We start from the raw sequence: 25486 nt of genomic DNA on the forward strand, positions 1-25486 counted from the left end.
AATGATCATTAACAAATGATAATTAATTTCTACAATTATCACAATGTCCACAACGCCAATTAACAGTTGGTGTTTCAAAGCCAAAAGCATTTAATAAAAACCGCCAACGACACTGTTTAGTAGTGAGATATTCACTCAGTTTACCAGTTTGTAATTGGGTTTGTGCTGGCTTTCTTGACTGAGAAGAAATAGAATAATGAAAAGGATCAAGCCATTCCAATTGTCCGTTACTATGGAGAAGAGAAAGAGCCACCGCACTATTGGGAAATTCTTTAATTACACTATTTATTTCCCCTTGGGGTGGTAATTTCTTGACTAATTTTCGCGCTCTTTGTTGTTGTAATTGTAGTTGTTGTTCAAAAAATTTTTGTCTTTGTTTATCCCCATCATCTAAAAATCCTGTCGGTTCACTGACCAAGGTTAAAACATCAGCAGGTTTCCCGTCTCTTCCCGCTCTTCCTATTTCTTGTACATATTCGGATAATAAATATGGTGCATGAAAATGAACCACCCAACGCACATCAGATTTATTTATCCCCATACCAAAAGCACAAGTAGAGACCACAAACAGGATTTTTCCACTTAACCAATTGGCTTCAATATTCCGGCGCTCTGTAGGGCTTAATCCTGCATGATAACTAGCAGTATGATAACCCCTTTCTATTAACCATTGGCTGAGATATTCGCTATCTTTTCGAGTTCTTACATAAATTAAACCAACTTGATTTGGTCGTTTTTGTATAAACTTTAATAATTGTTGTTTTCTTCCTCTAGGAGTCCACGCAATTCGGACAATAGGGTTTAAATTTTCTCGGTAGGGATTAATCTTAAAAATATCAGGTTTGTCTAATTTTAAAACTTGAGAAATAATCTTTTCAGCTAAAGGATCAGCAGTGGCGGTAAAAGCTGCTAGACTAATTTTTGTTCCTGGTGGTTTTGATTTTAGTAAAGCTTCCCGCACAGTTCCTAACCGTCGGTAAGCTGGACGAAAACTATCACCCCATTGGACTAAACAATGGGCTTCATCTAGTATTAAACCATTAATTTGTAGTTGAGGATTAGACAACTTTTGCCAAACTATTGGACTCAGTAAGGTTTCAGGAGATAAATATAATAATCTTAATTCCTTGTTTTCCAAAGCTTGCAAAGTTTTTTGTCGTTGTAATGCGGGTAATTCACTGTGTAAAAGTCCTGCTTTTTGCTGTTTTTGACGTAATTCCTCAACTTGGTTTTCCATGAGCGCCACCAAAGGAGAAATGACTAAAGTTAATCCTGTGTTTAGTAGTGCGGGAAGTTGAAAACAAATAGATTTTCCCCCACCTGTGGGCATAATAATTAAAGCATCTTTTTGTGATATTAAACAGTTAATAATTTCCTTTTGGGGAGGACGAAAATCGTCATATCCCCAAATTGCTTTTAATGCTGTGCGAAGATCATGATCAGATTGTGTTAAGGGAATACTCATTTTTTACCCATTACCCATTACCCATTACCCATTACTAATTACCCATTACCCATTACCCATGACCAATTAATTCTTGATCATTCCATTCTAAAGTATCACCAATGTTTTCTCCATTATGGTAAGCAGCCAGTAATACCTCACAGGTTTTACCATAGGATATCATGCCAGTGGCATCTAGAGCGATCGCTCCAAAATCCCTGTTATTTTGCCGCGCTTCTGTAAATGATTTCTGCATTGCATCCTGTAGGGACATTCCATCTGTTACCCTCACCACAACCTTAGCGGCTAAACACTCATCAATAATATCTTCACCAATACCTGTACAACTAACACCTGCATGAAAATTTGCATAATTACCCGCTGGCATCGCTGAATCACTAACGCGGCCAATTCTTTCAAAGCCTTTACCACCTGTAGAAGTACCAGCAGCTAATTTACCATCACCATCTAAAGCCACAACACCAATAGTTCCCCTCCCCGCATTACTACTTAATGCCATCTCTGGTTCTGCTACCACACCAGCCATAGTTCTTTGAAAATTACCTTGACGTTCTAGAGTCCATTCTTGCAACCGCAAATCGGTTAAACCATTGTAACTAGGCATTTGTAACTCCCGCGCTAACTCGGCCGCACCATAATCAGACAAAACCCGGTCATCGGAATTTTGTAAAAATAGTGCCATTTCAATGGGGTTTTTTACCCGTGACACATTAATTACACCACTAAAACGGCCAGTAGTCCCATCCATGATAGAAGCACTCATGCGAATTTGTCCATCAGATTGCAGTACAGAACCAGTACCAGCATTAAAGCGTGGTTCATCTTCTAACATTTGACAACCCCGAACTACAGCCTCGGTTGCATTTGCACCATTTAGTAAAAGATCATAAACATCCGCAACGATTTTAGATAGAGAATTACGAACCGCTATCAATCCCCCCTTACCTTGCAGGGAACTACCAGCGCCACCATGAATAATTAATTTAGGTTGTACTTGTAATGTCATGTTATCTTCTTATTTGTTCGTTATTATGTTAAATATTAATTGTCAATTAACCATTGTCAATAGGACTGATGCAAGTGTCACAAAAAATTATAGATAAAATCAAATAAAATCAAATAAAATCAAATAAAATCAAATAAAATATTTATAAATATAATTTGTTTGTAGTCAGGGCTAAAGCCCTGATCAGTCTTACCATAGTGTTTGGCAGATAAGACTAAAGTCTTACAGCAGTTTCCGATATTCACAAAGTACAGATATTAATAATAAAACTCTTGTGGTGCGGGCATCTTGCCCGCACAAAGTGTACCTCACTCAAAGCTACTTACTGTAACTACGATTTCATTTTATTATCCCAGTTGCGTCAGTCGTGGTCAATGTTCCCTAAGTCTCATTTTGAGCGTGAGAACGACGACGACGACAACGTTCCGAACAATATTTTACTTCATCCCAACAATCTTGCCATTTTTTCCGCCAAGTAAAAGGACGTTGACAGACTACACAGACTTTTTCCGGTAAATCGGATTTAGAACGAACACGACCCATAATAATCAAGGTAATTGGTAATTGGTAATTGGTGATAAAATCCCTGTTTTCATCCTTGAATCATAAATATCCTAATTCTGACAGTATAGTTATAGCTTTTTTGATCTTGTATAAACTGTTTACTGTTTATATGTTATATAATAAAGTCGTTTCAGTCTAAGCCCATTTGGGGAAAGCTTTTTTGTGGTCTGCACTTCAACAAGCTCAGACACAATAAACTAGGGATTTCAGCCTCGACAGTGTTTAAGTCTTAAAATCTGACAATTTTACTGTTTTTTAACTTAAAAGGCGAAAAAAATGACTCAAAATCAGAATTACATCAATAATCTTCTGAATCCAGCCATTCCTGGCGTTTATGATACCTTATTTGAATATGCTTGTTCTCAGAATTTCTGGACAATATTAGGGACAGCTTTCGGGTCTAGTTACAATCGCTTACAAGCAGAGTCTATTCTTGCTCAGTGGAAATCAAAAAATTTCAGTGCTTTACCAAATATTCAAGTCGTTAGTGGTACAGTGCTAGGGAACGCAAGAGGAGGCTATGCTGCAACTCAGAATAAGATTTATCTATCTGATAGTTTTCTCAATACTGCCACTGTAAATCAAATTCAGGCTATTCTTTTAGAAGAAATTGGGCATTATTTAGACGCTCAAATCAACCTCACAGACACCAGAGGAGATGAAGGTGAATATTTTTCTGCTTTAGTGCGTGGTGTATCTGTAAGTGCTACGGAAATAAATCGTATCCAAAATGAAAATGATCATCGGACTATTACCCTAAATGGCCAAAATATTGCCATTGAAGAAGCGGGGATTACCGTCTATGAGACAGTTAAGTTAGCTAGTTTGGGAAGTGCTTCTTTGGGAGGTGCTTCTGTTAAATCTTCCGGTAGTAATTACGTTTGGGTAGCTCGCAAGGGAGCAAATTCTGTTCTTAACCTCTACAACGGCACAACAACATTACCAATTGCCAATAGTGTTTATTCAGGTTTCGATGTTCTACCTTTAGGTAGTCTAATTTCAGATTCAGATGCAAACCCTTCAACTACTCTAAGTAATATCAGCATTTCTGGTAATACAGTTGTTTATGCCAAAAAAGATGGTAATGACTACGAAATTTATCGTTACAGTGGTGGCACAACAACCAAACTGACCAATAACACAATTAACGACTACGCACCTCAGATTGCTGGTAATAATGTCCTCTGGTATGCTAATGATGGCACGGATGTGGAAATATTCCGCAATAATGGCACAACCACAACTCAACTTACCAATAACGACACAGACGAAAGGGATTTAAAACTATCAGGTAGTAATGCTGTCTGGGTTGGTTGGGATGGTAATGACTACGAAATTTATCTGAACAACGGAACTACTACAACTCAACTGACAAACAACACCACCGACGATTATAGTCCTGTTATTTCTGATAATAAGGTGGCCTGGTTTAACTGGAATGGTACGGCAGAAAACTTGTTTTTCTACAATGGCACAACCACTACCCGAATTACCAATAACATTGAGGTTTATAATCCACTAGTTTCTGGGGATAAGGTTGTCTACTCTAAATATAATGGCACAAATTATTCTCTTCAGCTTTACAATGGTACTACTAACACCACAACCCAACTAGCCAGTCAGTTGTCGTCACAAGAAGACTTTAATCAGTTGTCGTCACAAGGAAACTTTAAAATTGACGGTAATTGGGTTGTTTGGGTAGATAAAACAACAAATAGTAATAGTTATCCTAGTTACACATTGAAACTCTACAATGGAACTTCAACGGTAACACTAAGTAATTCCTACCCTTTTTATTACGATTCTCTTTATTCTGACAGCAATTTCACTGTTGCCAATAACAAGGTGGCATGGGTAGGCACTAGTAATAGTAATACTAGCAGTAATCGTGATATCTTTCTTTACGATGGCACAACAACCACCCAAATTACCACTGGTGGTGGTTATTTTAACTATAACTCAAGTAACTTAACCATTGTTGGCAATAGTGTTCTGTCAATACGAGACAATGACTTATACATTACCCAACCTTCCACAAAGCCTGGTCTAAGTATCAATAGTGTCACAGTAATAGAAGGGCAAACCTCCCCACAAAATGCGGTTTTAACCGTCACCCTTTCTGCGGCCAGTACAACTACTGTAACTGTCCGATATGCCACCAGCTCCTCCTATCCAGGAGGCTACACTGCTTCTCCGGGTAATGACTACACTACCACTACAGGTACACTGACTTTTAACGCTGGGGAAACCACAAAGACTATTAACGTCCCCATTTTGGATGATAACTTTTCAGAATTTGATGAAACCTTTAGCGTCACACTTTCCAATCCTACGGGTGCTTTGTTTATACCGGGGCAAAATACAGGCATAGTAACTATTAGTGACACTTTACAATCTAGTGCTACTACTACCCTACCCGCAGGTGTAGAAAACCTGACCTTGACCGGAACTGGGAATATTAACGGTACTGGCAACATTAACAGTAACACTATCCGGGGCAACAGCGGCAATAATATCCTTAATGGTGGTGCAGGAGGTTTTGATACCTTTCTTGGAGGCGCGGGTGACGATACTTACATTGTAAGTGGTAATTCTTTTCCTTCATTTATTACTGAAAATGCCAATGAAGGAACTGATACTGTCCAGTATTCTTCTGGTGCAAGCCCTTTTGTTAGTTACACATTAGGAGCTAACCTAGAAAACCTCACTTTTACTGGTACGAATGGTATAAGTGGGTATGGCAACGAATTGAATAACGTTATTACTGGTAACAGTGGTAGTAACTTCCTGTATGGATACGGTGGTAACGATACATTAGATGGTGGATTAGGTGCAGATACCTTGATTGGTGGTGCAGGTAATGATACTTACATCGTAGACAGTGATTCCATTCAAGAAGATGCCAACGCAGGTACAGATACAATTCAATCTAGTATCACCTGGAGTATTGCCACTTTGACAAACATCGAAAACCTGACTTTAACGGGAACAACCGCAATTAATGGTACTGGTAATGCAGGTAATAACGTCATTACTGGTAATACTGGTAATAACACCATAACTGGCGGTACAGGAAAAGATACTCTAACCGGAGGACTGGGAATAGACCGTTTTGATTACCGTAATTTAGCTGATTCTGTCTTCAGTAGTTTTGATGTGATTACAGACTTCAATGCTACTGCCAATAATGATTTATTCCTTGTTTCCACTGCCCGCAGTGTATTTTCTGATGTGGGATCTGTGGCAACACTGAATACAACCGGAATTGCAGCTAAGTTAACCAATACTGCTTTTGTAGCTAACTCCGCTGCTCAATTTACCTTTGGTACTGGTGCTAGTATCCGTAGTTTTGTCGCTATTAATGATGGAACGGCAGGATTTAGTGCTGCTACTGATGCTATTATAGAGGTGACGGGCTTAACGGGGACTTTGGCATTAGCTAATTTTGTCACGGTTTAGTTAATAGACATCAGGTGAACATTTAATGTTTTAATGTGCGTTACGGCTTTGCCTAACGCACCCTACAAGTAGTATATTATTTTCTGTAATTCCCTAATTTAACTGACTAGTAACCTAAATTGGATATTTATAAAGCATTAGTTGGTCATTTTTTATTTACTCTGGTGAAAACAGACCCAGAGTGGTTACACAAACAAACTATTAGTAGTCTCAATTGGCTGGCAAAAACCAGCTATTATCCGGCTAATAATTGTTTAAATCATCTCCTTTACCAATCTTTATCGCTCCAACACCCACGACTAGAACAAACTATACTGGGAATGAAATTTCCTAATCCTTTGGGTTTGGCTGCTGGATTTGACAAAGACGGTGTTGGCGCTAGTTTGTGGCATAATTTTGGGTTTGGTTTTGCTGAATTGGGTACTGTTACTTATCACCCCCAACCGGGAAATCCCCCCCCTCGGTTATTTCGTTTACCTTTAGATCAAGCAGCACTTAACCGGATGGGTTTTAATAATGCCGGTGCTGTCGCTATGGCCGCAAGACTCAAGGAGGGGAAAGAAAACTTGAATTATCCAATACCTATACCTATAGGTATAAATTTAGGTAAATCCAAGATCACAGCTTTGGAATTAGCAGCCCAGGATTACCTAGAGAGTTTTCGATTACTCAAGGATTTGGGTGATTATTTTGTAGTTAATGTTTCTTCTCCTAATACTCCGGGATTGCGATCGCTCCAGGATGCTGCTATGCTCAGTCAAATCATAGATGTATTGCAACGAGAAAATAGGGCAAATAAACCCATCTTTGTGAAAATAGCCCCCGATTTAGAATGGGAGGCCATAGCTGATATTATTAGTCTAGCTAAAACTTACCAAATCGCTGGTTTAATCGCTACCAACACCACTATTAGTCGGGAAGGACTGAAAACCCAAATCATTGAAAAAACTGGTAAATCCCCCCAAGAGGAGGGGGGAGGAATTAGCGGAAAACCAGTGAGAGATCGTTCTACAGAGGTAATTCGTTTTATTTACGAACAAACCCAAGGACAGATGCCAATCATTGGTGTAGGTGGTATATTTAGCGCTGAGGATGCTTGGGAAAAAATCACAGCGGGAGCTTGTCTGATTCAAACTTATACAGGCTGGATTTATGAGGGTCCAATGATGGTACGTCGTATCCTCGCTGGGTTATTAACTAAACTGGAAGAAAAGGGCTTGACATCTATCAGTCAAGCGATAGGGGTGGGTAATAGCTGATTGGATTTTGGATTTTGGATTTTGGATTTTGGATTTTAGATTTTGGATTGTATGGTAGTTTACTCCTCCCGACCCCTAACTCCAGAACCCTATTCTTTTATGGGGAAAAAATCCTTAGATTTACGAGAATAGGACCAAGCAATACCATCAGGATCACGGCTACGACTCCACTCAGGGAAATCTGGGTCGTTGCGTCGCTTGTAAACTGTACTGGAATAGACATTGAGCCTTTTAGCTAATTCAGATTGAATCAGTGAACCAAAAACTAACTGTTTTTCTAAGGGTTTTTTGATTTCCTCCGGGGTTGGTTCGGGTAAAGATTCAAATTCAGATTTCTCTTCCTGGGGTATTGAAGTCGGTGGAGCTAAAAACGAACGGGCAACTTTAGTAACTGGTTGTCTGGGAATATCTTCCGAATATTCACTACTATCAAGAATATCGCCGAGAATACTGGCAGTGATAAAATAGTAGGATTGTCCCTCATTTTCCGATTCGAGTACACTAGCGCCAAATTCCTTGGCCTTAGCATCTAAATAACGTTTTCCCGTCTCTCCAGAAAAATTAGCCTTAATTGCCAAATCCATGGGTGTAATTTTTCCCTGGTTTTCCTGAATTAACTCGTAGAAAATTGGGTTAACTTGATTACACCACTTTTCCCATGTATATTGCTGCCAAATAGTCAAAACCATTAACAGCAATAAGATTACGAGTAAAACTTTCCAGGTATTGACCAGTAAAACAATCACAAATGATATCGGCAAAATTAGAACGAGAAAACTTTTCCCGTAATTTTCTATGGTTTTTTCACTCATGCTGATTTTTGCCAAGTTATTTTCTATAAAATAATATTTCTATCTTGGCAAAAATTTGGACATTTGTTTGTATCTTTCGGCAAAAATGTCGCTAATTACTTGGCAAAAGCTAGTTACTTGTGTAAAAATAACAGGTTACACTGATAACGGATATACCCCCAATGGACAATTTACCGTACCAATGGATACTGAGGAGGAGGGGAAAATATCCTGATACTGGGTTAGTTATGTAAATATTCCTTGATGTGGAGCGAAATTTTTATAAAGTGGTGCTAAGGTAACTTTACACATATATAATTTGTAAGTTGATATTTGATCAAACTTCCAAAGCAAAGTGAAGTATTGATAATACTCTCAAATCATGCCTACAATTGATGAAAAAATATATTGATGAATATCAGTCTATTCTCTACCCCAAATTAGTTATCATACCCCTTTAGTAGTAAAATTGAATATTATCTAGTTCGGAATGCTGTTACTAGGTCAATTTTATTGGTAAATTTTGATCAGAGGATGTTTTAAAAGTATTTTTGGTAATATTAAAGCCTCAGTAAACCAACCCCCATCCCTTCCCTACCTGCTACGAGAAGAGACAAAAGGAAAAACTTTTGTTACTGGGGGAGTAAGAGTCACAGTCTCTCCTCCTGCGGGAAAGAGATTTACAAGAGGGGTAGTATACTTTGTGACTTCTCAAACATCTTCTGCTTTTGAGAAAATTTTAATCAGTACCGGAGGTGGAACAAGTTAAATAATTGGGATCTGATCTGGGATATTTTAGCCAAGTTTTGGCTTCTAAAGTGGTAAGATCATAGCTATATATAATTATGTGCATTAGATATCTTAGCAAAATTACGACTTGATAATTGCTATAATCTATTCTTACCTCTAACATTCTTATCTATTATTAGGTGTAAATTTTTATGGGTTCTCCAATGAATCGTCTGTCTATTTTTGTAGACGGAAACAATATGTTCTATGCTCAACAGAAAAATGGTTGGTTTTTTGACCCCCGGCGTGTTTTAGAATATTTCAAGTATGAACAGTCTGACACAACATTGATCAATGCTTTCTGGTATACTGGATTAAAAGACCCCCAGGATCAACGCGGTTTTCGAGATGCACTCATCAGTTTAGGTTATACAGTCCGCACGAAAATCCTCAAGGAGTATTATGATGATGCTTCCGGTCGTTACTCCCAAAAAGCCAATTTAGATATTGAAATTGTCGTTGATATGTTTAATACGGTAGATCAATATGACAGAGTTGTATTATTCAGCGGAGATGGTGATTTTGAAAGGGCTATCGAGTTATTACGCTCCAAGAATACACATATTACAGTAGTATCAACGGAAGGGATGATTGCTAGAGAGCTACGTAATGCTACTGATAGATATATAGACTTGAATGATATTAGAGACAGAATAGAAAAAACTGACGGTTAATTACCTTAGTATTTATTTACAAATCTCAAAATTAAAAACTAAAGTTCATAGTTCAAGCTATTTTATCAAGAAAGAATATAGGAATTAGCAGTCAATAAATGATCATAAATTCCGTAGAATTAACAAATAACAAATCAAAATATTGATTCTAATTCCATTATTTTTTTTGATTCAGCCCATGATCAAAATCAAAAGAGGTGAAGCTAATGAGCAGACAAACCGATAGAATTATCATCTTTGACACCACATTGCGCGACGGGGAACAGTGTCCAGGAGCAACTCTCAATATAGATGAAAAGCTAGTTATTGCTAAACAATTAGCACGTTTAGGAGTAGATATTATTGAAGCAGGATTTGCTTTTGCTAGTCCTGGAGATTTTGAAGCGGTTAGCAAAATTGCTCAAACTGTAGGAACGGAAGATGGTCCAGTAATTTGTAGTTTAGCCAGAGCTAGACATGATGATATTAAATCCGCAGCAGCAGCTATAAAACCAGCTGCTAAAGGGAGAATTCATACTTTTATCGCTACTTCTGATATTCACTTGCAATATAAGTTAAAAAAGACTAGACCGGAAGTAATTGCGATCGCGGAAGAAATGGTAGCCTATGCCAAAAGCTTCACCGATGATGTAGAATTTTCTCCAGAAGATGCGGGACGATCTGATCCAGAATTTTTGTATCAAGTCTTGGAAAGAGCGATCGCGGCCGGGGCCACAACTGTTAATATTCCTGATACGGTAGGTTATACCACTCCCAGCGAATTTGGGGCAATCATTAAAGGCATTACCGAAAATGTCCCCAACATTGACAAAGCCATTATTTCTGTTCACGGCCATAATGATTTAGGTTTAGCAGTTGCTAACTTTTTAGAAGCGGTGAAAAACGGCGCTCGACAATTAGAATGTACCATTAATGGCATTGGGGAAAGAGCCGGAAATGCGGCTTTAGAAGAGTTGGTAATGGCTTTGCACGTGCGTAGACAATATTTTAATCCCTTTTTGGGACGGGCTGAAAATTCAGAAGCACCGCTCACCAATATTGACACCAAACAAATCTATAAAACCTCGCGTTTGGTTTCCAATTTAACGGGAATGTTGGTACAACCAAATAAAGCCATTGTGGGTGCAAATGCTTTTGCCCATGAATCTGGAATTCATCAAGATGGGGTATTGAAAAATAAACTCACTTATGAGATCATGGATGCCCAATTAATTGGTTTATCTGATAATCAAATAGTATTGGGTAAACATTCTGGGAGAAATGCTTTTCGGACTCGCTTGAAAGAATTGGGCTTTGAACTATCAGAAAATGACCTGAATAAAGCCTTTGTGAGATTTAAAGAAGTAGCGGACAAAAAGAAAGAAATCTCTGATTGGGATTTGGAAGCTATTGTTAATGACGAAATCCAACAAGCCCCAGATTTATTTAAAGTAGAATTGGTACAGGTTTCCTGTGGTAGTAAGGCTCAACCTACCGCTACCGTGACACTCCGCACTCCCGACGGGGAAGAATTAACCGACGCTGCCATTGGTACAGGTCCGGTAGATGCGGTATATAAAGCTATCAATCGGGTGGTGAATGTCCCAAATGAATTGATTGAGTTTTCTGTACAATCCGTTACCGGAGGAATTGATGCTTTAGGAGAAGTAACAATTCGCTTACGCCATGAATCCCGTGTATTTTCAGGTCATGCGGCTAATACAGATATTATTGTGGCTTCGGCTCAAGCTTACGTAAATGCACTGAATAGACTGTATGCTGCATTACAGCAAGAAGTGAAAGGGGAGGTAGTAGCCTAGAGGTACTAGCCTAAAAGGTGTAGAGACGAGAATCCTATCCGGGTCGCGTCTCTACTTTTGAATCAATGCCAGCGACAGAGATAAAATTTCTTGTTCATTAACCATAGTTGCTAATTCTTCCGTTTCATAACGTCCTTCAAAAGCTTCTAGCGCCGCTCTTTTTAGTGCTACTTGATATCCTTGTTGGAGAATTTCCATTAATTCTGTTTGATTTAAGTAAGAACCTCCAGATTTGCGGCGCTTGTTAATTTTATTGATTTCTCGCACTGCATTTTCTATAGAAAGTTCCCAAGAGCGGGTAGAACGTTTTTCAGCTTTTTGTTTGATTAAATGAATCAGTAGAATTACGCCATAACTATCAATTTTATTGATTTTATCACTTAGACTCATTTCTTCTAATTCATCTACTAACAGTAAAGCTTCATTGATTTTTCCTTGTTTTAGGAGTTGTCTAATTTCTAGTAGTTCTTCCATGTTGAATTTGAGAATTTTGGTTTTTTCACACTAACTTACTTATCCAGTCTAAAGCACCCTATATAACTTCAATTCATACAAAATTTAATTTCTTTAATTATACATTATTTACTGTTTACTAAAAAAGTTCAAGTTGCTGAGTTTTAGTTTTATATTTTTGCCGTTTTAAATTATATTTATCTACTATATGTTCTGGAATGGGAACTTTATCAAGATTACGAGGCTCAACTTTGATAGCTCCAGAACCATAACTTTTACCTACCAGTCTAAGATTTTGAATTGTCTCAGGATCATTTAATGCTTGCCAAAGATTAACGATATATATTTCATCGTCATAAATAGGATAAATGCACAAAAAACTTGTTAATGGTACAACACCAGCCTCATTTTTAATAAACCTCGAATTGCGTCTACCAAGATAAGCAAATAATATCGGTGGCACTTGTCTATATTCTGTTTTATACCACAATTTACGTTGTTTAATCAGCGGACGGTTAGGAAGACCTAATTTTTCACCTTCTTGGAGATAGTTAGCAACTGATTCGGGGATATTCTCATTACTGTTTATTGAAAGTAAAATTGTTGGCCGATTATTTTCTTGTAATTTTTTGATATCTTCAATAGTTAATTTATCCCCGGTTACATCTTTTGTTCTTCCAATTGCGAGTTTAAGAAATTCTTGAGGAATTGCCAGTTCTTCTACTTGCTGTGTTGTTAAAAAAAAGAAATCATTCGCTCCTGTGGCAATACCACGGATCACTTTTGCAAAGTCATTAAGGTGATATTTACAATTAGAATTATTATGCTCAGGTCTTGATAAACCGGTTGTTAATGCTTCTTTTAAATCTCGATTATTAATTTCCAGAGTTGTATAATTAATTTCTTGAAAGTCTGATTTAACAAAATGAAAAAGTTCCTCATTAGCTTGATTTGCCTTGATCCATTTAATCGTCTGCACAGGTTCAGATTTCTTGATCAAAAAAATAATCGCATTGGTATCAACCTTTGGAAAAGGTGTGGCATTTTCATCAAATGTCACAACACATTCAAGACAATAATTTTTAGTAATCCATTGCCAAAGTTTTTGAGCAAAAATTCCTTCACAAGTATCGGCCGGCATGATCAAAGCTAATCTACCATTTTTATCAAGTAAATTTAATGCCTGGACAAAAAAGTAAATATGATAACCTGCTCTACCATCAATGGCAAAACCTGTAATTTTTATAAAAAGCTCTTTGAGAAATTGTTTCATCTTTTCATCAATTCGGTGATGTCTGATGTAAGGTGGATTAGCTATAATTGCGTTAAACTTCTGCTGTGGAGGATTTTTAATAAAATCACGTATTTCTACAAAACAATTATTTTTTTGATAAATTTCATCTAATAAAACATATTCATCTATATCAATACCATAATAATTAATAGAGGGATTTATTTGTAATAAAGCATTGAAAAAAGCTCCTTTTCCAGCAGCAGGATCAAACACTAAATTTGTGTCTTTTGCTATATAGGAAACCATCGCTTTTGTTACCCATTCTGGTGTCCAGAATTGACCTTTATCACGTAATTTTTCCCGTTTTTGCCAATTAGTAGGTAGTTTTTGATGAATCATAATTTATTAAAGGTTATTGAGTATTTTTAAAGCATCCTGGGTAAATCGATTTTGGTGCGATCGCCTCGTTCAGCGATAAACTTAACTTGTAGGAAAATTCAGACAAGGTGTATTAGTGCAGGTACAAATTCAATAATGATGCAGGGAGTAATTATGAATAATAACCAAAATGTAGCAGCAGCTATTAATTTACTTTTTAACCCAACATCCCTTCAAGAAGCAATTCAAATTGAAGATGAAACCGACTGCGACGTGACAGCAGGATTAGATTGGGGTTTAGCAATTCCCGCTTTATTGCAAAATCCGGGAATGTTTGGAAGAATGACACAGTTGCGCGTATCACTCAACCGGGAACTGCGGTTACTCCTAAAAGAATGGAATTTGGGTATAGGGGAAAAAACAGCCTTAGAAGTAGCACAAAAATGCTTGATTCAAAGACTACAATTACCCCAACCTGTAGCTTTATCAGCACTGGAAGAAATTTTAAAACAAGATAAATTATATAATGTTGAAAAATTTATATCTAATCGGGATTTATTAAAGTCACTTTTGAGCATTTTATTATTAGATAGTGATTGGGAAGAAATAGCTATAGCTAGGGAAAAAATAAAGCTTTGATCTGAGGCTTGAGTAGACACAAATCCCTGGCTTTAGCTTCAATGTCTACGCATAAATGATATCAAGCATCTCAATCAAGCCTCGGTAATATTTAAGCAAGTTGTTAAGCGATCGCAACAATTACAATTATATTTTCCAGAGTTTAAGCCTTTCTATTTTCAGGGGGGTCAAATTTATAACCATAACCCCGCACTGTTTTAATAAACTCCGGCATACTAGAATCAGCTTCCATTTTCTTGCGTAGTTGACCAATATGCACATCCACAACGCGGCCATCTCCCACATAATCACAACCCCAAATCTTTTGGATCAGTTGGCTACGACTCCATGCTTGTCCCGGATGGGTAGCGAGAAAATGTAAGATGTTAAACTCTAAAGCAGTTAAAGCCAAAGGTTTGTTATTAAGTGTTACCTCTCGCGCTTCCGAGTTAATAGCTAACTGGTTAAAAGTCAGACGTTGTGACGGACTTGGCTGGATATAGCGGACTCGTCTTAATAGGGCTTCTACCCTGACTTCTACCTCTGCTAGACTAAATGGTTTGGTCAAAAAATCATCTGCACCAGCGGCCAGAACTTTAATTTTATCAGCTTCATCATTGCGACTGGTGAGCATCATGACTAAAACATTAGTACGGCTTTGCATTTCTTGACAAAGTTTATAGCCATTTGCATCTGGTAAATTCCAGTCTAAAATCACTAAAGCAGGATTTAATTGCTCAAATAAGACAAGAGCAGCTTTACCATCCGCTGCTGATTCTATTTGATAGTTGCGACTCAAAAAACGCTGGATGAGGTTGCGGACACTGGAATCGTCATCTACAATCAAAATCTTGGAATTGGTCGTGGAAAGCGTATCCATAATGCAGTATATTATTGTTTTGGCAATTGGCTGTGGCGATAGATGCTAGTTAACTGGTGTTTTTGCGAGGGAGTCTACTCTCAATTTCCTGTCACTTGTAGCAACGGGGTTGAAAGTATATGTGGTGTCTGAATTTGATGATGCTACGACTCGGATAATGGATACAGTCTATGTTCTCACCTGGAAACTGCTTTAACTAAATTTTCCATCAAGTTTATGCAAAGACATTTTACTCTTTTTTAAAGATGATAAGTAATGTACAATTTTGGTATTTTTTAAAGATTTTTTTGTATTAATTAAATATACGGAATACGTACATTAAAGTATGAATTTGTCTCCCTCAGAGACACAAAGATGAATATTCTGAGACATAGAATTTTTGAATGGTAATCTGGAGACAAAAAAAGAGTAAGATACCCGAATTCTCAAAATCGGGTATCTGATTATTCACATCGAATTTAGGATGGTTATGGTAATATATCTAAATATCAACAATCCCCCACGGAAGTATCAATACTGAGGAACAGAAGTATCTACTTCTTGACTCCAAGCATTAATTCCACCTTTGACATTTGTACCAGTCATTCCTGCTTCTTTGAGAATAGCCAAGGCTTTCGCCGAACGACCACCCATTTTACAATGAGCAATTAAGCGGTGTCCGTTGAGTAACTCCCGTACCTTAGCCACACCATTACCATTTTCAATTTCTGGTAAAGGCACTAACACAGAACCAGGAATTTTAGCAATTTCATACTCATTAGGATTACGCACATCTAGTAGTACAAAGTCCTTAGCACCACTATCTAATAAAGCCTTTAATTCCTTAACCGTCATTTCTTGAATTTCCATTTGCTGCTTCGCTTCTTCAGCTTTGGCTTGGGGAATACCACAAAATTGTTCGTAATCTATCAGCTTGTTAATAACTGGACGGATAGGATTAGGACGCAATTTCAACTCCCGGAATTTCATATCCAAAGCGTTGTAAAGCACCAGTCTACCACTCAGGGTAGTACCATTACCCAGAATAATTTTCACTGTTTCCGTGGCTTGGATAATGCCAATCATTCCTGGTAAAATTCCCAGCACACCACCCTCAGCACAAGAAGGAACCATTCCTGGTGGTGGTGGTTCGGGGTATAAGTCACGATAGTTGGGACCACCTTCATAGTTAAAGACGGTTGCTTGTCCTTCAAAACGGAAAATAGAACCGTAAACGTTAGGTTTATCTAATAAAACACAAGCGTCATTGACTAAATAGCGAGTTGGGAAATTATCAGTTCCATCTACAACGATATCGTAAGGGCGAATAATATCGAGGGCATTTTCTGAACTGAGACGAGTTTCATATAAATCAACCTGACAATGGGGGTTAATTTCATGAATGCGGTTTTTTGCTGATTCGATTTTGGGTTTACCGACCCAAGAAGTCCCGTGAATAACTTGACGTTGGAGGTTAGAGGTATCAACCACATCAAAATCAACAATACCAATTCTACCAATACCCGCTGCTGCAAGATATAACAGTAGTGGTGAACCCAGTCCACCAGTACCGATACATAATACACTGGCAGCTTTGAGGCGTTTTTGCCCTTCCAGACCCACCTCTGGTAAAATTAAGTGGCGGGAATAGCGTTCGTAGTCGTCTTTTGTCAACTGGATTTCATCCAGATTGGGATTTAGCATAGCAGTTGTAGGAATCAGCGCGGAGTATTAATCTTAACTTAAAATTACTAAGTCGATCACTTTAATTGTCTGGGCTGGAAACTGGTGATTGTCATCAAAAATTCAGCTTTGCAGTTCACCAGCTTGGCCATTTTGTAGCGATAATATCACATCAGGGTATTCTAAGCAAGCATATTTTGATAATCAGACAATTCGTTATTTTAATGTATAAAATCAGAATGATATTCAAGAGTATATTTACTTCTGTTTAAACATCGCTCCCAACTAGAAAATGAGGCAATCGCTAGTAGACTAGAAAATCTGCTTACCAGAAGGTTAGTTAACCTCCATCCAAGACTTTAAATACTGTGTAATTTCATCCACAAAATTCTGCGCTCTCTCAAATAGAGCCATTGCTGACCCCATATCTGCTTCTAACATTTCTCCATAATCACTTGCTTGTCGTTCATCAAATGCCCGATGAAAACTCCGTGATAAATCCTTAGAAAAAATTCCCGTCTTCACAAACTCACGATCAAAAAAACTAACTATTCCACTATGTTTAGAACTGCCTAAACCTTTAGTTGCTAAAAGACCCAGTGCCGCATAAAACATTGCATAATAAGAGCGATTGATGGTACCACGAAAAGCTGATTGATTGAGTAAAATCTTTGCTTCTCTTAAAGTTTCTTCACTTTCAGATAAACGGTACTCAATTAATAACTTTAGTTGCTGATTTATCATATAGCAATACCCTCTTGTAACACCTTAGACAGTAAGGGACTAGCTCCCATAGCTCCCCTTTCTACCTGTGCTTCTGTAACTACAAAGGTGGAAATAACTAGATCATATTTAAAACCTATTTCCCATGCCAAATCACTAATTTTTTCTCGACGTGATCTATCTAATTCAGTAATTTTAATAAACACATCTAAATCTGATTCTTCTGTAGCATCACCTCGCGCTCTTGAACCAAATACCCGTAAATCCAAAATGGGAATTATCGCTTCCAGTCGAGAGCGAAACTCTGAAACAATTTTCCGATCACTATCCTGTATCATTTCTATTCCTCTAGAGAAAAACCAACTTTAGCTAACTATATTTTAATCTCCTCATCTAATAACTGCCAGTAATTCTCATTTTGAAAAAAATAAGAGAAAATTCTCTTATTTTAAGTAGGAAGTCTGTATCAAATTATCATTTTGATAGATAATTATCATTCGACCCTGGAGATAGATTTGGCTAATGGTGTCTCAAAATAGGTGCATTTTTCTTTGTCGGATTTGGAAAATTGAGGATATCCAGACAGTTAAAACTGTTCCCAGTTAAGAGTTCCCTGTTCCCCGCTACATTCCCCAAGGGGTGTATTTTCTCCTAACCTGTCCTCGGTTTTTATCAGATAATTCCGGTTTATTAATAGAAGCAAATGTAACTGTTTATAGATTTTATCATGATCATTTCCGTCAATGGCTAATATCTTCTTTCTGTAATCACCCTTTCTAAAGGTTTATCCCAACTATCAACCGGTAATTGAGAGACATAAGCAAAATCAAAAACCACTCCCATAGTTGGTTTCTTGTCCCAACCGGGAGAATTTAACAAGCGGTCATAATATCCCCCACCATAACCCAAGCGGTATCCTTGGACATCACAACCCACACAGGGAACAAGAATTAAATCTACTTCTGCAATCTCTATTATTGCTGCTTCATGGTGAGGTTCTTTGATTCCATAAGCACCAGTTTTAATGGTATCATGAGGTTGCCAAAAATGCCAAACTAGAGATTTATCAACACAACGGGGAAACCCCCAACGTTTATTAGTGTTGGTATATAGCGAGCTAATATCAGGTTCTTGACGAAAGCTGAAAAAAGCCAGAATTGTCTTTGCTTGATTAAATATAACTGAGTTTTGGATGTTGGTGGTGAGGCGATCGCTTTTTTCTCTCCATTCCAATAATGTCATAGACTGGCGTTTTTGGAGTAAAACCCGTCGCAATTCCTTTTTAGTTAGTTGTGAATTAATTGTTTGCAAAGCCGATACAATTTTAGATTTTAGATTTTAGATTTTAGATTTTAGATTTTAGATTTTAGATTTTAGATTTTAGATTTTAGATTTTAGATTCTCTCATTCCCATACAGAGTATGGGAATGAATTAAGAAGGCTCTGGCTTCTCTTGTATACTAGAGTCTGAGACTCTGGGAATGAATTAAGAAGGCTCTAGCTTCTCTTGTATACTAGAGTCGGAGACTCTAGAAGGCATTCCCAGTCTCCGACTGGGAATGAGGGAAAACGAGAGAAACTACTTTAGCCGGCGTTTTTCCGCCACCAATCAATGGTATTCTTTAAACCTGTTCTAAATTCTACCTCAGCAGTAAAACCAAAAGCCTGTTTTGCTCTTTCCGTATCCAAACAACGACGGGGTTGACCATTGGGTTTGTCGGTTTCCCAAACAATTTCCCCGTCATACTCCATTAATTCGCAAATTAAGGTAATTAGGTCTTTAATGGATATCTCGTAACCAGTTCCTAAATTTACGGGTTCAGCATCATTATAAAACTGAGTTCCCATGACTATACCCCGTGCTGCATCTGTAGAATACAAAAATTCACGAGTGGGAGAACCGTCACCCCAAACAGGAAGTTGTTTTTCTCCCCTGGTTTGGGCTTCTTGTACTTTGCGAATTAAAGCCGGAATCACATGAGAACTATTGGGGTTGAAGTTGTCTTCAGGTCCGTACAAGTTTACTGGTAAGAGGTAAATACCATTAAATCCGTACTGCTGACGGTAAGATTGTAATTGTACCAACAGCGCTTTTTTGGCAATTCCATAGGGGGCGTTAGTTTCTTCTGGATAACCATTCCAGATATCATCTTCCTTAAATGGTACAGGGGTAAATTTAGGATAAGCGCAGATAGTTCCTACACAAACAAATTTTTCTGTACCTTGTTGATAAGCCGCATGGATTAACTGCGTCCCCATGATCAAGTTATCATAAAATAACTCACCGGGTTTTTCTCGATTTAAACCAATACCTCCCACATGGGCGGCTAAGTGGATGATAATATCCTGTTGGTCTACTGCTCGTTGGCAATTTTCCCAAACCCGCAGATCACAATCGTGCGATCGCGTCACGGTAATTTTATCACGATCGGCGCCATTTTCACAAAGTTGATCTATGACTTGACGACCGAGAAAACCCGCCCCACCGGTGACAAGAATCCGTTTATTTTCTAATTCTAAGGTAGTCATCTTATTATCCTTGATACGAATTAAAAGTGCAGAGATCCTAATGCTTGACGGGTAGTAGCAATATCTTCAGGGTATTTTAAGCCATTACCATTGGGAGAAGTACAACCCACAGCTTGTAAATCAGCTTCTACCATGAGAGATACAAGTTCTGGAAATGTTACCGATGGTTGCCAGCCTAATTTTTGCTGTGCTTTAGTCGGATCACCAATTAATAGATCTACTTCGGCTGGGCGTAAATAACGTTGATCAAACTCTACGTAATTCTGCCAATCTAGGTTAACATAACCAAACGCTAACTCTAGAAATTCCCGCACTGAATGGGTTTCTCCCGTAGCCACGACATAATCATCAGGCTGATCTTGTTGCAGCATTAACCACATAGCTTTTACGTAATCTTTTGCATATCCCCAATCTCTCTTGGAGTCCAAATTACCCATAAAGATATTTTTTTGTTTACCTGCGACAATACGGGCTACGGCTCTAGTTATTTTACGGGTAACAAATGTTTCACCTCTTCTGGGAGATTCATGATTAAAAAGAATGCCATTGCAAGCAAACAAATTATAAGATTCACGATAATTCACTGTTTGCCAATGGGCGTACACTTTAGCACAAGCGTAGGGACTGCGGGGATAAAAAGGTGTAGTTTCACTTTGGGGGACTGCTTGCACTAAACCATACATCTCGGAAGAACCGGCTTGATAGAAACGTAATTCAATCCCGGTACGTTTTTGGTAATCACGGATAGCTTCTAATAAGCGTAATGTACCCATGCCTACAGAGTCCACTGTATATTCAGGCGAATCAAAACTAACTCTAACGTGAGATTGGGCTCCTAAGTTATAAATTTCTACAGGTTTGACTTCTTCTAAAATCCGTCGTAGTGTTGTCCCGTCTGTCAAGTCGCCATAATGTAGAAATAACCGTACCCCTTGGGTATGGGGATCTTCGTACATATGATCAATGCGGTCTGTGTTAAAAGTAGAAGTACGGCGAATAATCCCGTGGACTTCATAACCCTTTTCTAACAAAAGCTCAGTTAAATAAGAACCATCTTGTCCAGTTATACCAGTAATTAAAGCCCGTTTTGGTTGTGTCATGATAATGCCTCATAGTTTCTAGTTGAATCACGACAAAAAATCTGATTCCAACTAGTATTTAAGTAGAAAACCCATTCAATAGTAAACTTACAAGTAAGTTGCTATCAAAAGCTAACCGTGAATAAATATACTTGATCAAGAACACTTTGACAAGTAATTAATTCAGATACTTCAAGCCCGGACATATAATGATATACCCTGACATAGCCTACTAGAAACCAAAGTTCCTAACTCGGCAAGATATTGCAATGCTTTGAGGAATATCCCCAAAGCGCAGTCAATACAGTCATAGTCATCGTCAATGATAGTTGAAAAACTGTAAGTAGTGTAGTCCTTGCATACTCTAGCTATATTTGCCAAATCATTAGTCAATATCCTTGGATTCTATGTATTAATTGCAATCAGTAACTAAAATTTGTTTAGTCCTGTCTATTGTAGCGGACAAATAAAACTTATAATTTCATCATCAAAAATAGTTTTTTGGGGCAATATCATGCCCCACCACAGCAAATACGCGTAATTACTTAGTAAGCCCCTTTATTTTTGGGCATAATCACAACATTAACTGTTTTCAGGATAATCCACAAATCTAGCCAAAAGCTCCTAAAATTGACATAGTGGAGGTCTATTTGTACCCGTCGAGGATAAGGAATATCATTACGTCCAGATACTTGCCACAAACCCGTAATTCCGGGACGAATTGTTAAAACATGACCGATATAATCACCATATTTCGGTAATTCTTCCTCTACTAAAGGACGTGGACCAACTACGCTCATGTCCCCTTTGAGAACATTCCAAAATTGGGGAAACTCATCTAAGCTGGTAATTCGCAAAAAGTGACCAATTTTAGTGATTCTCGGGTCTGTTTTCAGCTTAAAATTGCTTTCAAATTCCTCTCGCAGCTCGGGTGATATGGCCATCATTTCGACGAGCATTTCGTCAGCATTATTAACCATAGTGCGAAATTTAATACAATTAAAGCTTCGGTAATTTTTGCCTACTCGTTGTTGAACATAAAAAACTGGACCTTTTGAGCTTAGGGCTATCAACAAGGACAATATTATGTAGATGGGAGAAAACAAAATCAACACTGATAGTGAAAAAACTATATCAAACAGTCGCTTTAAAAACTCTCCGTATAAACCCTGAAAAGATAAACCTCTGGATTTCACCTTTAGCTGTTTAACTTTTTGACCACGTTTTGATAAAACAGCCATAGATGTACTGTTATCTTTTCGTGGGTATCGTTTGCCGGAGAGGAGTGAACTCTGGGCAGTCATCATACTCCTTTATAATCCACACCACACATAGTCCCGATCTTAAGGCTAAAAGGTAGTGATTTTTGGGAAAAATTTGCTATCTTCCTAGAAAACAAATACAAAAAGGCTAGTGTTTACTTTTGGTAAACTCTTTTTTCACGACATTCATTAACAAAACCCAGATAACGTTCTGCAAAAACCTGGCGAGAAAATTGATTAGCGTGTTTTTGTATATACTCATAATTATACAAATGTTGATGATCTACAAATTCGGCTACGGCATCTACTAAAGCTCCTACTGTTTGCATTTTGAACAATATACCAGTTCCTGTGTCAGGATGAGTGCGAATATCTCTAACTGTTTCTAGCGCACCACCGGTGCCATAAGCAATTACGGGAGTTCCACAAGCCTGGGCTTCAACTAGGGCTATACCAAAGTCCTCGCAAGCTGCATAGACAAAAGCCTTGGCACGTGCCATGTATTTTTTGACGATATGATCAGGTTGCCATCCTAAAATTTGGATATGTGGTTGGGCTATTTCTCGCAGCTTGTCCATTTCTGGACCTGTACCAATAACTACCAAGGGTTTTCTTAGGCAATTAAAAGCCTGAATAATCAAGGAAACTTGTTTATAACTCACTAATCGAGAGACTATTAAGTAAAAATCTTCTTTTTCTGGAGAAAATAAACATTCGTCAATATTCACTGGTGGATAGATAACGGTTGCTTCCCGACGATAACAACGCCAAATCCTTCTAGCTGTGTGTTGGGAGTTAGCAATGAAATAATCAACCCGGTTGGCACTAATTACGTCCCATTGCCGCAAATGATGTAGAATGTAGCGTGTTATCCAGCCTATAGCTCCTTGACCTAATTTGCTTTGCTTGAGATAATCAAATGTTAAATCCCAAGCATAACGCATAGGGGTATGGCAATAACAGATATGCAATTGATTAGGCGTGGTTAATACTCCTTTAGCTACCGCATGAGATGAAGATAATATAACTTCATATTCTCGTAAATCCAATTGTTCAATGGCCAAGGGCAGTAAAGGTAAGTATTTTTGCACACCTTGACGCGCTTGGGGAAATTTTTGTAAAAACGTTGTGCCAATTTGACGTTTGTACAAATAACTTTCAGGATTATTGGATTCAAAATCAATCAGGGCATACAAATCAGCATGAATATGCTTTAATATTTCCCGGACTACCAATTCTGAACCACCCGTAGCTTGAGGGGTTAACCACTCATGAACCAAAGCATATTCTAAAAACACAGCTAAATTGAATGGGTAGGAAGTAATTAGTCTAATTTTATCAGGTGATATTCCACACTACTGATTTTTCCTGGGACTTACTCACGATGTTACCAAAAAGAATATTATAAGTCTTATTTCTTCAGCAGTGGGAAAATCTCCAGATTACATGAGAGGTACAATTCTAGCAAAAGATGTTCCAGAATGATACTACAACCTGATAACCTCAAAGATAAGCAAAGATCAGGGTGACGCAGACCACTTTTGGTTATTTAGGAGTTAGGAAGTTATGCGAATTTTGGTTATTGGTGGAACTCGGTTCATTGGTGTGTATTTGACTCAATTACTGCTAAAGGCCGGACATGAGGTGGTTTTGTTTAATCGTGGTAATCATCCCACACCTTCAGGAGTAGGACAAATTATAGGCGACCGCACGGACCCAAATCAACTTCAAGAAAAGTTAGCACAAGAAACCTTTGATGTCGTTTTTGACAATAATGGCAGAGAACTCGCGGATACCCAACCCCTGGCAGAAATCTATCAAGGACGGGTAAAACACTTTGTTTACATGAGTTCAGCAGGGGTGTACCTCAAATCTGACCAAATGCCCCATTTGGAAGGTGATACAGTAGATCCTAAAAGTCGTCACAAGGGTAAACATGAAACGGAAGCTTACCTCAAACAATTAGGAATCCCCTTTACTTCCATTCGTCCTACTTATATCTACGGTCCCCAAAATTATAATCCTTTGGAAAGTTGGTTTTTTGATAGAATTGCTCGTAATCGTCCCATTCCTATCCCTGGTAATGGTATGCACTTGACTCAGCTAGGCCATGTATTAGACTTAGCACAAGCGATGATACAAGTAATTGGCAACGAAAAAGCAATTGGGCAGATTTATAATATTTCAGGCGATCGCTTTGTCACCTTTGACGGTTTAGCTCGTGCTTGTGCTGTGGCTGCTGGTAAATCTGCCGATGATGTTAAAATCGTCCATTATGATCCTAAAAAGTTTGATTTCGGTAAACGCAAATCCTTTCCTATGCGGGTACAGCACTTCTTCGCATCAATAAATAAAGCACAAATAGAATTAAATTGGCAACCTAAATATGATTTAATTTCTGGTTTAAAAGATTCTTGGGAAAATGATTATTTAATCAGTGGACAAGATAAATTAGAAGTTGATTTTTCTGTAGATGATGAAATTTTGATCGCTGGGTAATGGGTAATGGGTAATGGGTAATTAGTAATTACCCATTACAACTCATGTCAGCGTTGACCTAATTTATATAATGCAGCAGGAACGATAGCTAATTTACTATCTTTCCATTTTTGCATGGTTAGTAGTCATTGTGTTACGTATAAAACCAAAAAAATCACCTTTGACAGTAGAAGATTGAGAATGTTCACTATGCTCCCGCATTTCTGCTTCTAACTGACGCAATAGGTTTTCATTTTTCTGGTTTTTAGCTGCTTGTAAGCGATGTTCTAGTGTTTTTCGCATATTCTCTTTATGCGTTTTTAAAGTCTCTTTAGCTAATTCTATCCTGCTTGTATTCATATTTAGGCTTCCAAGAAAGAACTC

General features: G+C 37.9%; 22 protein-coding genes. 6 read left to right on the forward strand and 16 right to left on the reverse strand.

All coding sequences use genetic code 11. The features are described from left to right. Positions 1 to 22 precede the first annotated feature (22 nt). The 3 genes from FFO06_RS09185 to FFO06_RS09195 form a co-directional block, all read right to left on the reverse strand. A complete protein-coding gene (locus tag FFO06_RS09185; protein WP_137907769.1) occupies positions 23 to 1465 on the reverse strand; it encodes a RecQ family ATP-dependent DNA helicase in 1443 nt (480 codons plus the stop codon). Positions 1466 to 1517: 52 nt separating this feature from the next. Continuing rightward, positions 1518 to 2471, reverse strand: a complete 954-nt coding sequence (locus tag FFO06_RS09190; RefSeq protein ID WP_137907770.1) for an isoaspartyl peptidase/L-asparaginase — start codon at positions 2469 to 2471, stop codon at positions 1518 to 1520. 381 nt (positions 2472 to 2852) lie between these two features. Beyond that, complete coding sequence (locus tag FFO06_RS09195) at positions 2853 to 3014, reverse strand: DUF2256 domain-containing protein (RefSeq protein WP_137907771.1); 162 nt, start codon at positions 3012 to 3014, stop codon at positions 2853 to 2855. A gap of 297 nt (positions 3015 to 3311) precedes the next feature. Between FFO06_RS09195 and FFO06_RS21935 the strand changes: the two genes are divergently transcribed. Together FFO06_RS21935 and FFO06_RS09205 are read left to right on the forward strand one after the other, a co-directional pair. Beyond that, positions 3312 to 6494, forward strand: a complete 3183-nt coding sequence (locus FFO06_RS21935; RefSeq protein ID WP_137907772.1) for a bluetail domain-containing putative surface protein — start codon at positions 3312 to 3314, stop codon at positions 6492 to 6494. 119 nt (positions 6495 to 6613) lie between these two features. Continuing rightward, entirely contained in the window at positions 6614 to 7753 is a 1140-nt protein-coding gene (locus tag FFO06_RS09205) for a quinone-dependent dihydroorotate dehydrogenase (RefSeq protein WP_137907773.1), read from the forward strand. 89 nt (positions 7754 to 7842) lie between these two features. Here FFO06_RS09205 and FFO06_RS09210 read toward each other — a convergent pair whose 3' ends face one another. Further along, positions 7843 to 8565 carry a hypothetical protein gene (locus FFO06_RS09210; RefSeq protein ID WP_137907774.1) on the reverse strand — a complete coding sequence of 241 codons (723 nt, stop codon included), beginning with the start codon at positions 8563 to 8565 and terminating at the stop codon, positions 7843 to 7845. A gap of 920 nt (positions 8566 to 9485) precedes the next feature. Here FFO06_RS09210 and FFO06_RS09215 point away from each other — a divergent pair. Both FFO06_RS09215 and FFO06_RS09220 read left to right on the forward strand, forming a co-directional pair. Continuing rightward, positions 9486 to 10007, forward strand: coding sequence for a LabA-like NYN domain-containing protein (locus tag FFO06_RS09215; RefSeq protein ID WP_027402274.1), 522 nt, complete (start codon positions 9486 to 9488; stop codon positions 10005 to 10007). A 206-nt stretch (positions 10008 to 10213) separates the two neighbouring features. Then, positions 10214 to 11806 (forward strand): 2-isopropylmalate synthase, encoded by a 1593-nt coding sequence (locus FFO06_RS09220; RefSeq protein ID WP_137907775.1) that lies wholly within the window; start codon positions 10214 to 10216, stop codon positions 11804 to 11806. A gap of 51 nt (positions 11807 to 11857) precedes the next feature. On the opposite strand, the gene FFO06_RS09225 is transcribed toward FFO06_RS09220, so the two are convergent. Together FFO06_RS09225 and FFO06_RS09230 are read right to left on the reverse strand one after the other, a co-directional pair. Continuing rightward, positions 11858 to 12280, reverse strand: a complete 423-nt coding sequence (locus FFO06_RS09225; RefSeq protein ID WP_137907776.1) for a DUF29 family protein — start codon at positions 12278 to 12280, stop codon at positions 11858 to 11860. A 118-nt stretch (positions 12281 to 12398) separates the two neighbouring features. Next, positions 12399 to 13892: an Eco57I restriction-modification methylase domain-containing protein gene (locus FFO06_RS09230; RefSeq protein ID WP_137907777.1), complete on the reverse strand. Its 1494-nt coding sequence runs from the start codon at positions 13890 to 13892 to the stop codon at positions 12399 to 12401. Between the two features lie 153 nt (positions 13893 to 14045). Between FFO06_RS09230 and FFO06_RS09235 the strand changes: the two genes are divergently transcribed. Beyond that, positions 14046 to 14510, forward strand: a complete 465-nt coding sequence (locus FFO06_RS09235) for a hypothetical protein (protein WP_137907778.1) — start codon at positions 14046 to 14048, stop codon at positions 14508 to 14510. Positions 14511 to 14652: 142 nt separating this feature from the next. Here FFO06_RS09235 and FFO06_RS09240 read toward each other — a convergent pair whose 3' ends face one another. The 9 genes from FFO06_RS09240 to FFO06_RS09285 all read right to left on the reverse strand — a co-directional run bounded on the left by FFO06_RS09240 (position 14653) and on the right by FFO06_RS09285 (position 23922). Then, positions 14653 to 15369, reverse strand: a complete 717-nt coding sequence (locus FFO06_RS09240; protein WP_028084525.1) for a response regulator transcription factor — start codon at positions 15367 to 15369, stop codon at positions 14653 to 14655. A gap of 510 nt (positions 15370 to 15879) precedes the next feature. Then, positions 15880 to 17052, reverse strand: coding sequence for a molybdopterin-synthase adenylyltransferase MoeB (gene moeB / locus FFO06_RS09245; RefSeq protein WP_137907779.1), 1173 nt, complete (start codon positions 17050 to 17052; stop codon positions 15880 to 15882). A 315-nt stretch (positions 17053 to 17367) separates the two neighbouring features. Further along, on the reverse strand, positions 17368 to 17775 hold the full coding sequence (locus tag FFO06_RS09250; protein ID WP_137907780.1) for a HEPN domain-containing protein: 408 nt from the start codon (positions 17773 to 17775) through the stop codon (positions 17368 to 17370). Then, the gene (locus FFO06_RS09255; RefSeq protein WP_137907781.1) at positions 17772 to 18092 is read right to left on the reverse strand and encodes a nucleotidyltransferase domain-containing protein; all 321 of its coding nucleotides are present in this window, start codon (positions 18090 to 18092) and stop codon (positions 17772 to 17774) included. The genes FFO06_RS09250 and FFO06_RS09255 overlap by 4 nt, the downstream gene beginning before the upstream one ends. 409 nt (positions 18093 to 18501) lie before the next feature. After that, positions 18502 to 19056, reverse strand: a complete 555-nt coding sequence (locus FFO06_RS09265; RefSeq protein WP_370743615.1) for a 5-formyltetrahydrofolate cyclo-ligase — start codon at positions 19054 to 19056, stop codon at positions 18502 to 18504. Positions 19057 to 19338: 282 nt separating this feature from the next. Further along, positions 19339 to 20283 (reverse strand): GDP-L-fucose synthase family protein, encoded by a 945-nt coding sequence (locus FFO06_RS09270; RefSeq protein ID WP_137907783.1) that lies wholly within the window; start codon positions 20281 to 20283, stop codon positions 19339 to 19341. Positions 20284 to 20303: 20 nt separating this feature from the next. Beyond that, the gene (gene gmd / locus FFO06_RS09275) at positions 20304 to 21383 is read right to left on the reverse strand and encodes a GDP-mannose 4,6-dehydratase (protein ID WP_137907784.1); all 1080 of its coding nucleotides are present in this window, start codon (positions 21381 to 21383) and stop codon (positions 20304 to 20306) included. Between the two features lie 524 nt (positions 21384 to 21907). Beyond that, on the reverse strand, positions 21908 to 22666 hold the full coding sequence (locus tag FFO06_RS09280) for an undecaprenyl-phosphate galactose phosphotransferase family protein (RefSeq protein WP_137907797.1): 759 nt from the start codon (positions 22664 to 22666) through the stop codon (positions 21908 to 21910). A gap of 113 nt (positions 22667 to 22779) precedes the next feature. Beyond that, positions 22780 to 23922, reverse strand: coding sequence for a glycosyltransferase (locus tag FFO06_RS09285; RefSeq protein ID WP_137907785.1), 1143 nt, complete (start codon positions 23920 to 23922; stop codon positions 22780 to 22782). A gap of 268 nt (positions 23923 to 24190) precedes the next feature. Here FFO06_RS09285 and FFO06_RS09290 point away from each other — a divergent pair, with 268 nt between their 5' ends. Further along, entirely contained in the window at positions 24191 to 25123 is a 933-nt protein-coding gene (locus tag FFO06_RS09290; RefSeq protein WP_137907786.1) for an NAD-dependent epimerase/dehydratase family protein, read from the forward strand. Between the two features lie 96 nt (positions 25124 to 25219). On the opposite strand, the gene pirA is transcribed toward FFO06_RS09290, so the two are convergent. Beyond that, positions 25220 to 25462, reverse strand: coding sequence for an arginine synthesis PII-interacting regulator PirA (gene pirA / locus FFO06_RS09295; RefSeq protein WP_137907787.1), 243 nt, complete (start codon positions 25460 to 25462; stop codon positions 25220 to 25222). Between the last annotated feature and the right edge of the window lie 24 nt (positions 25463 to 25486).

The organism is Dolichospermum planctonicum, from assembly GCF_005402965.1.
Lineage (GTDB): Bacteria > Cyanobacteriota > Cyanobacteriia > Cyanobacteriales > Nostocaceae > Dolichospermum > Dolichospermum planctonicum.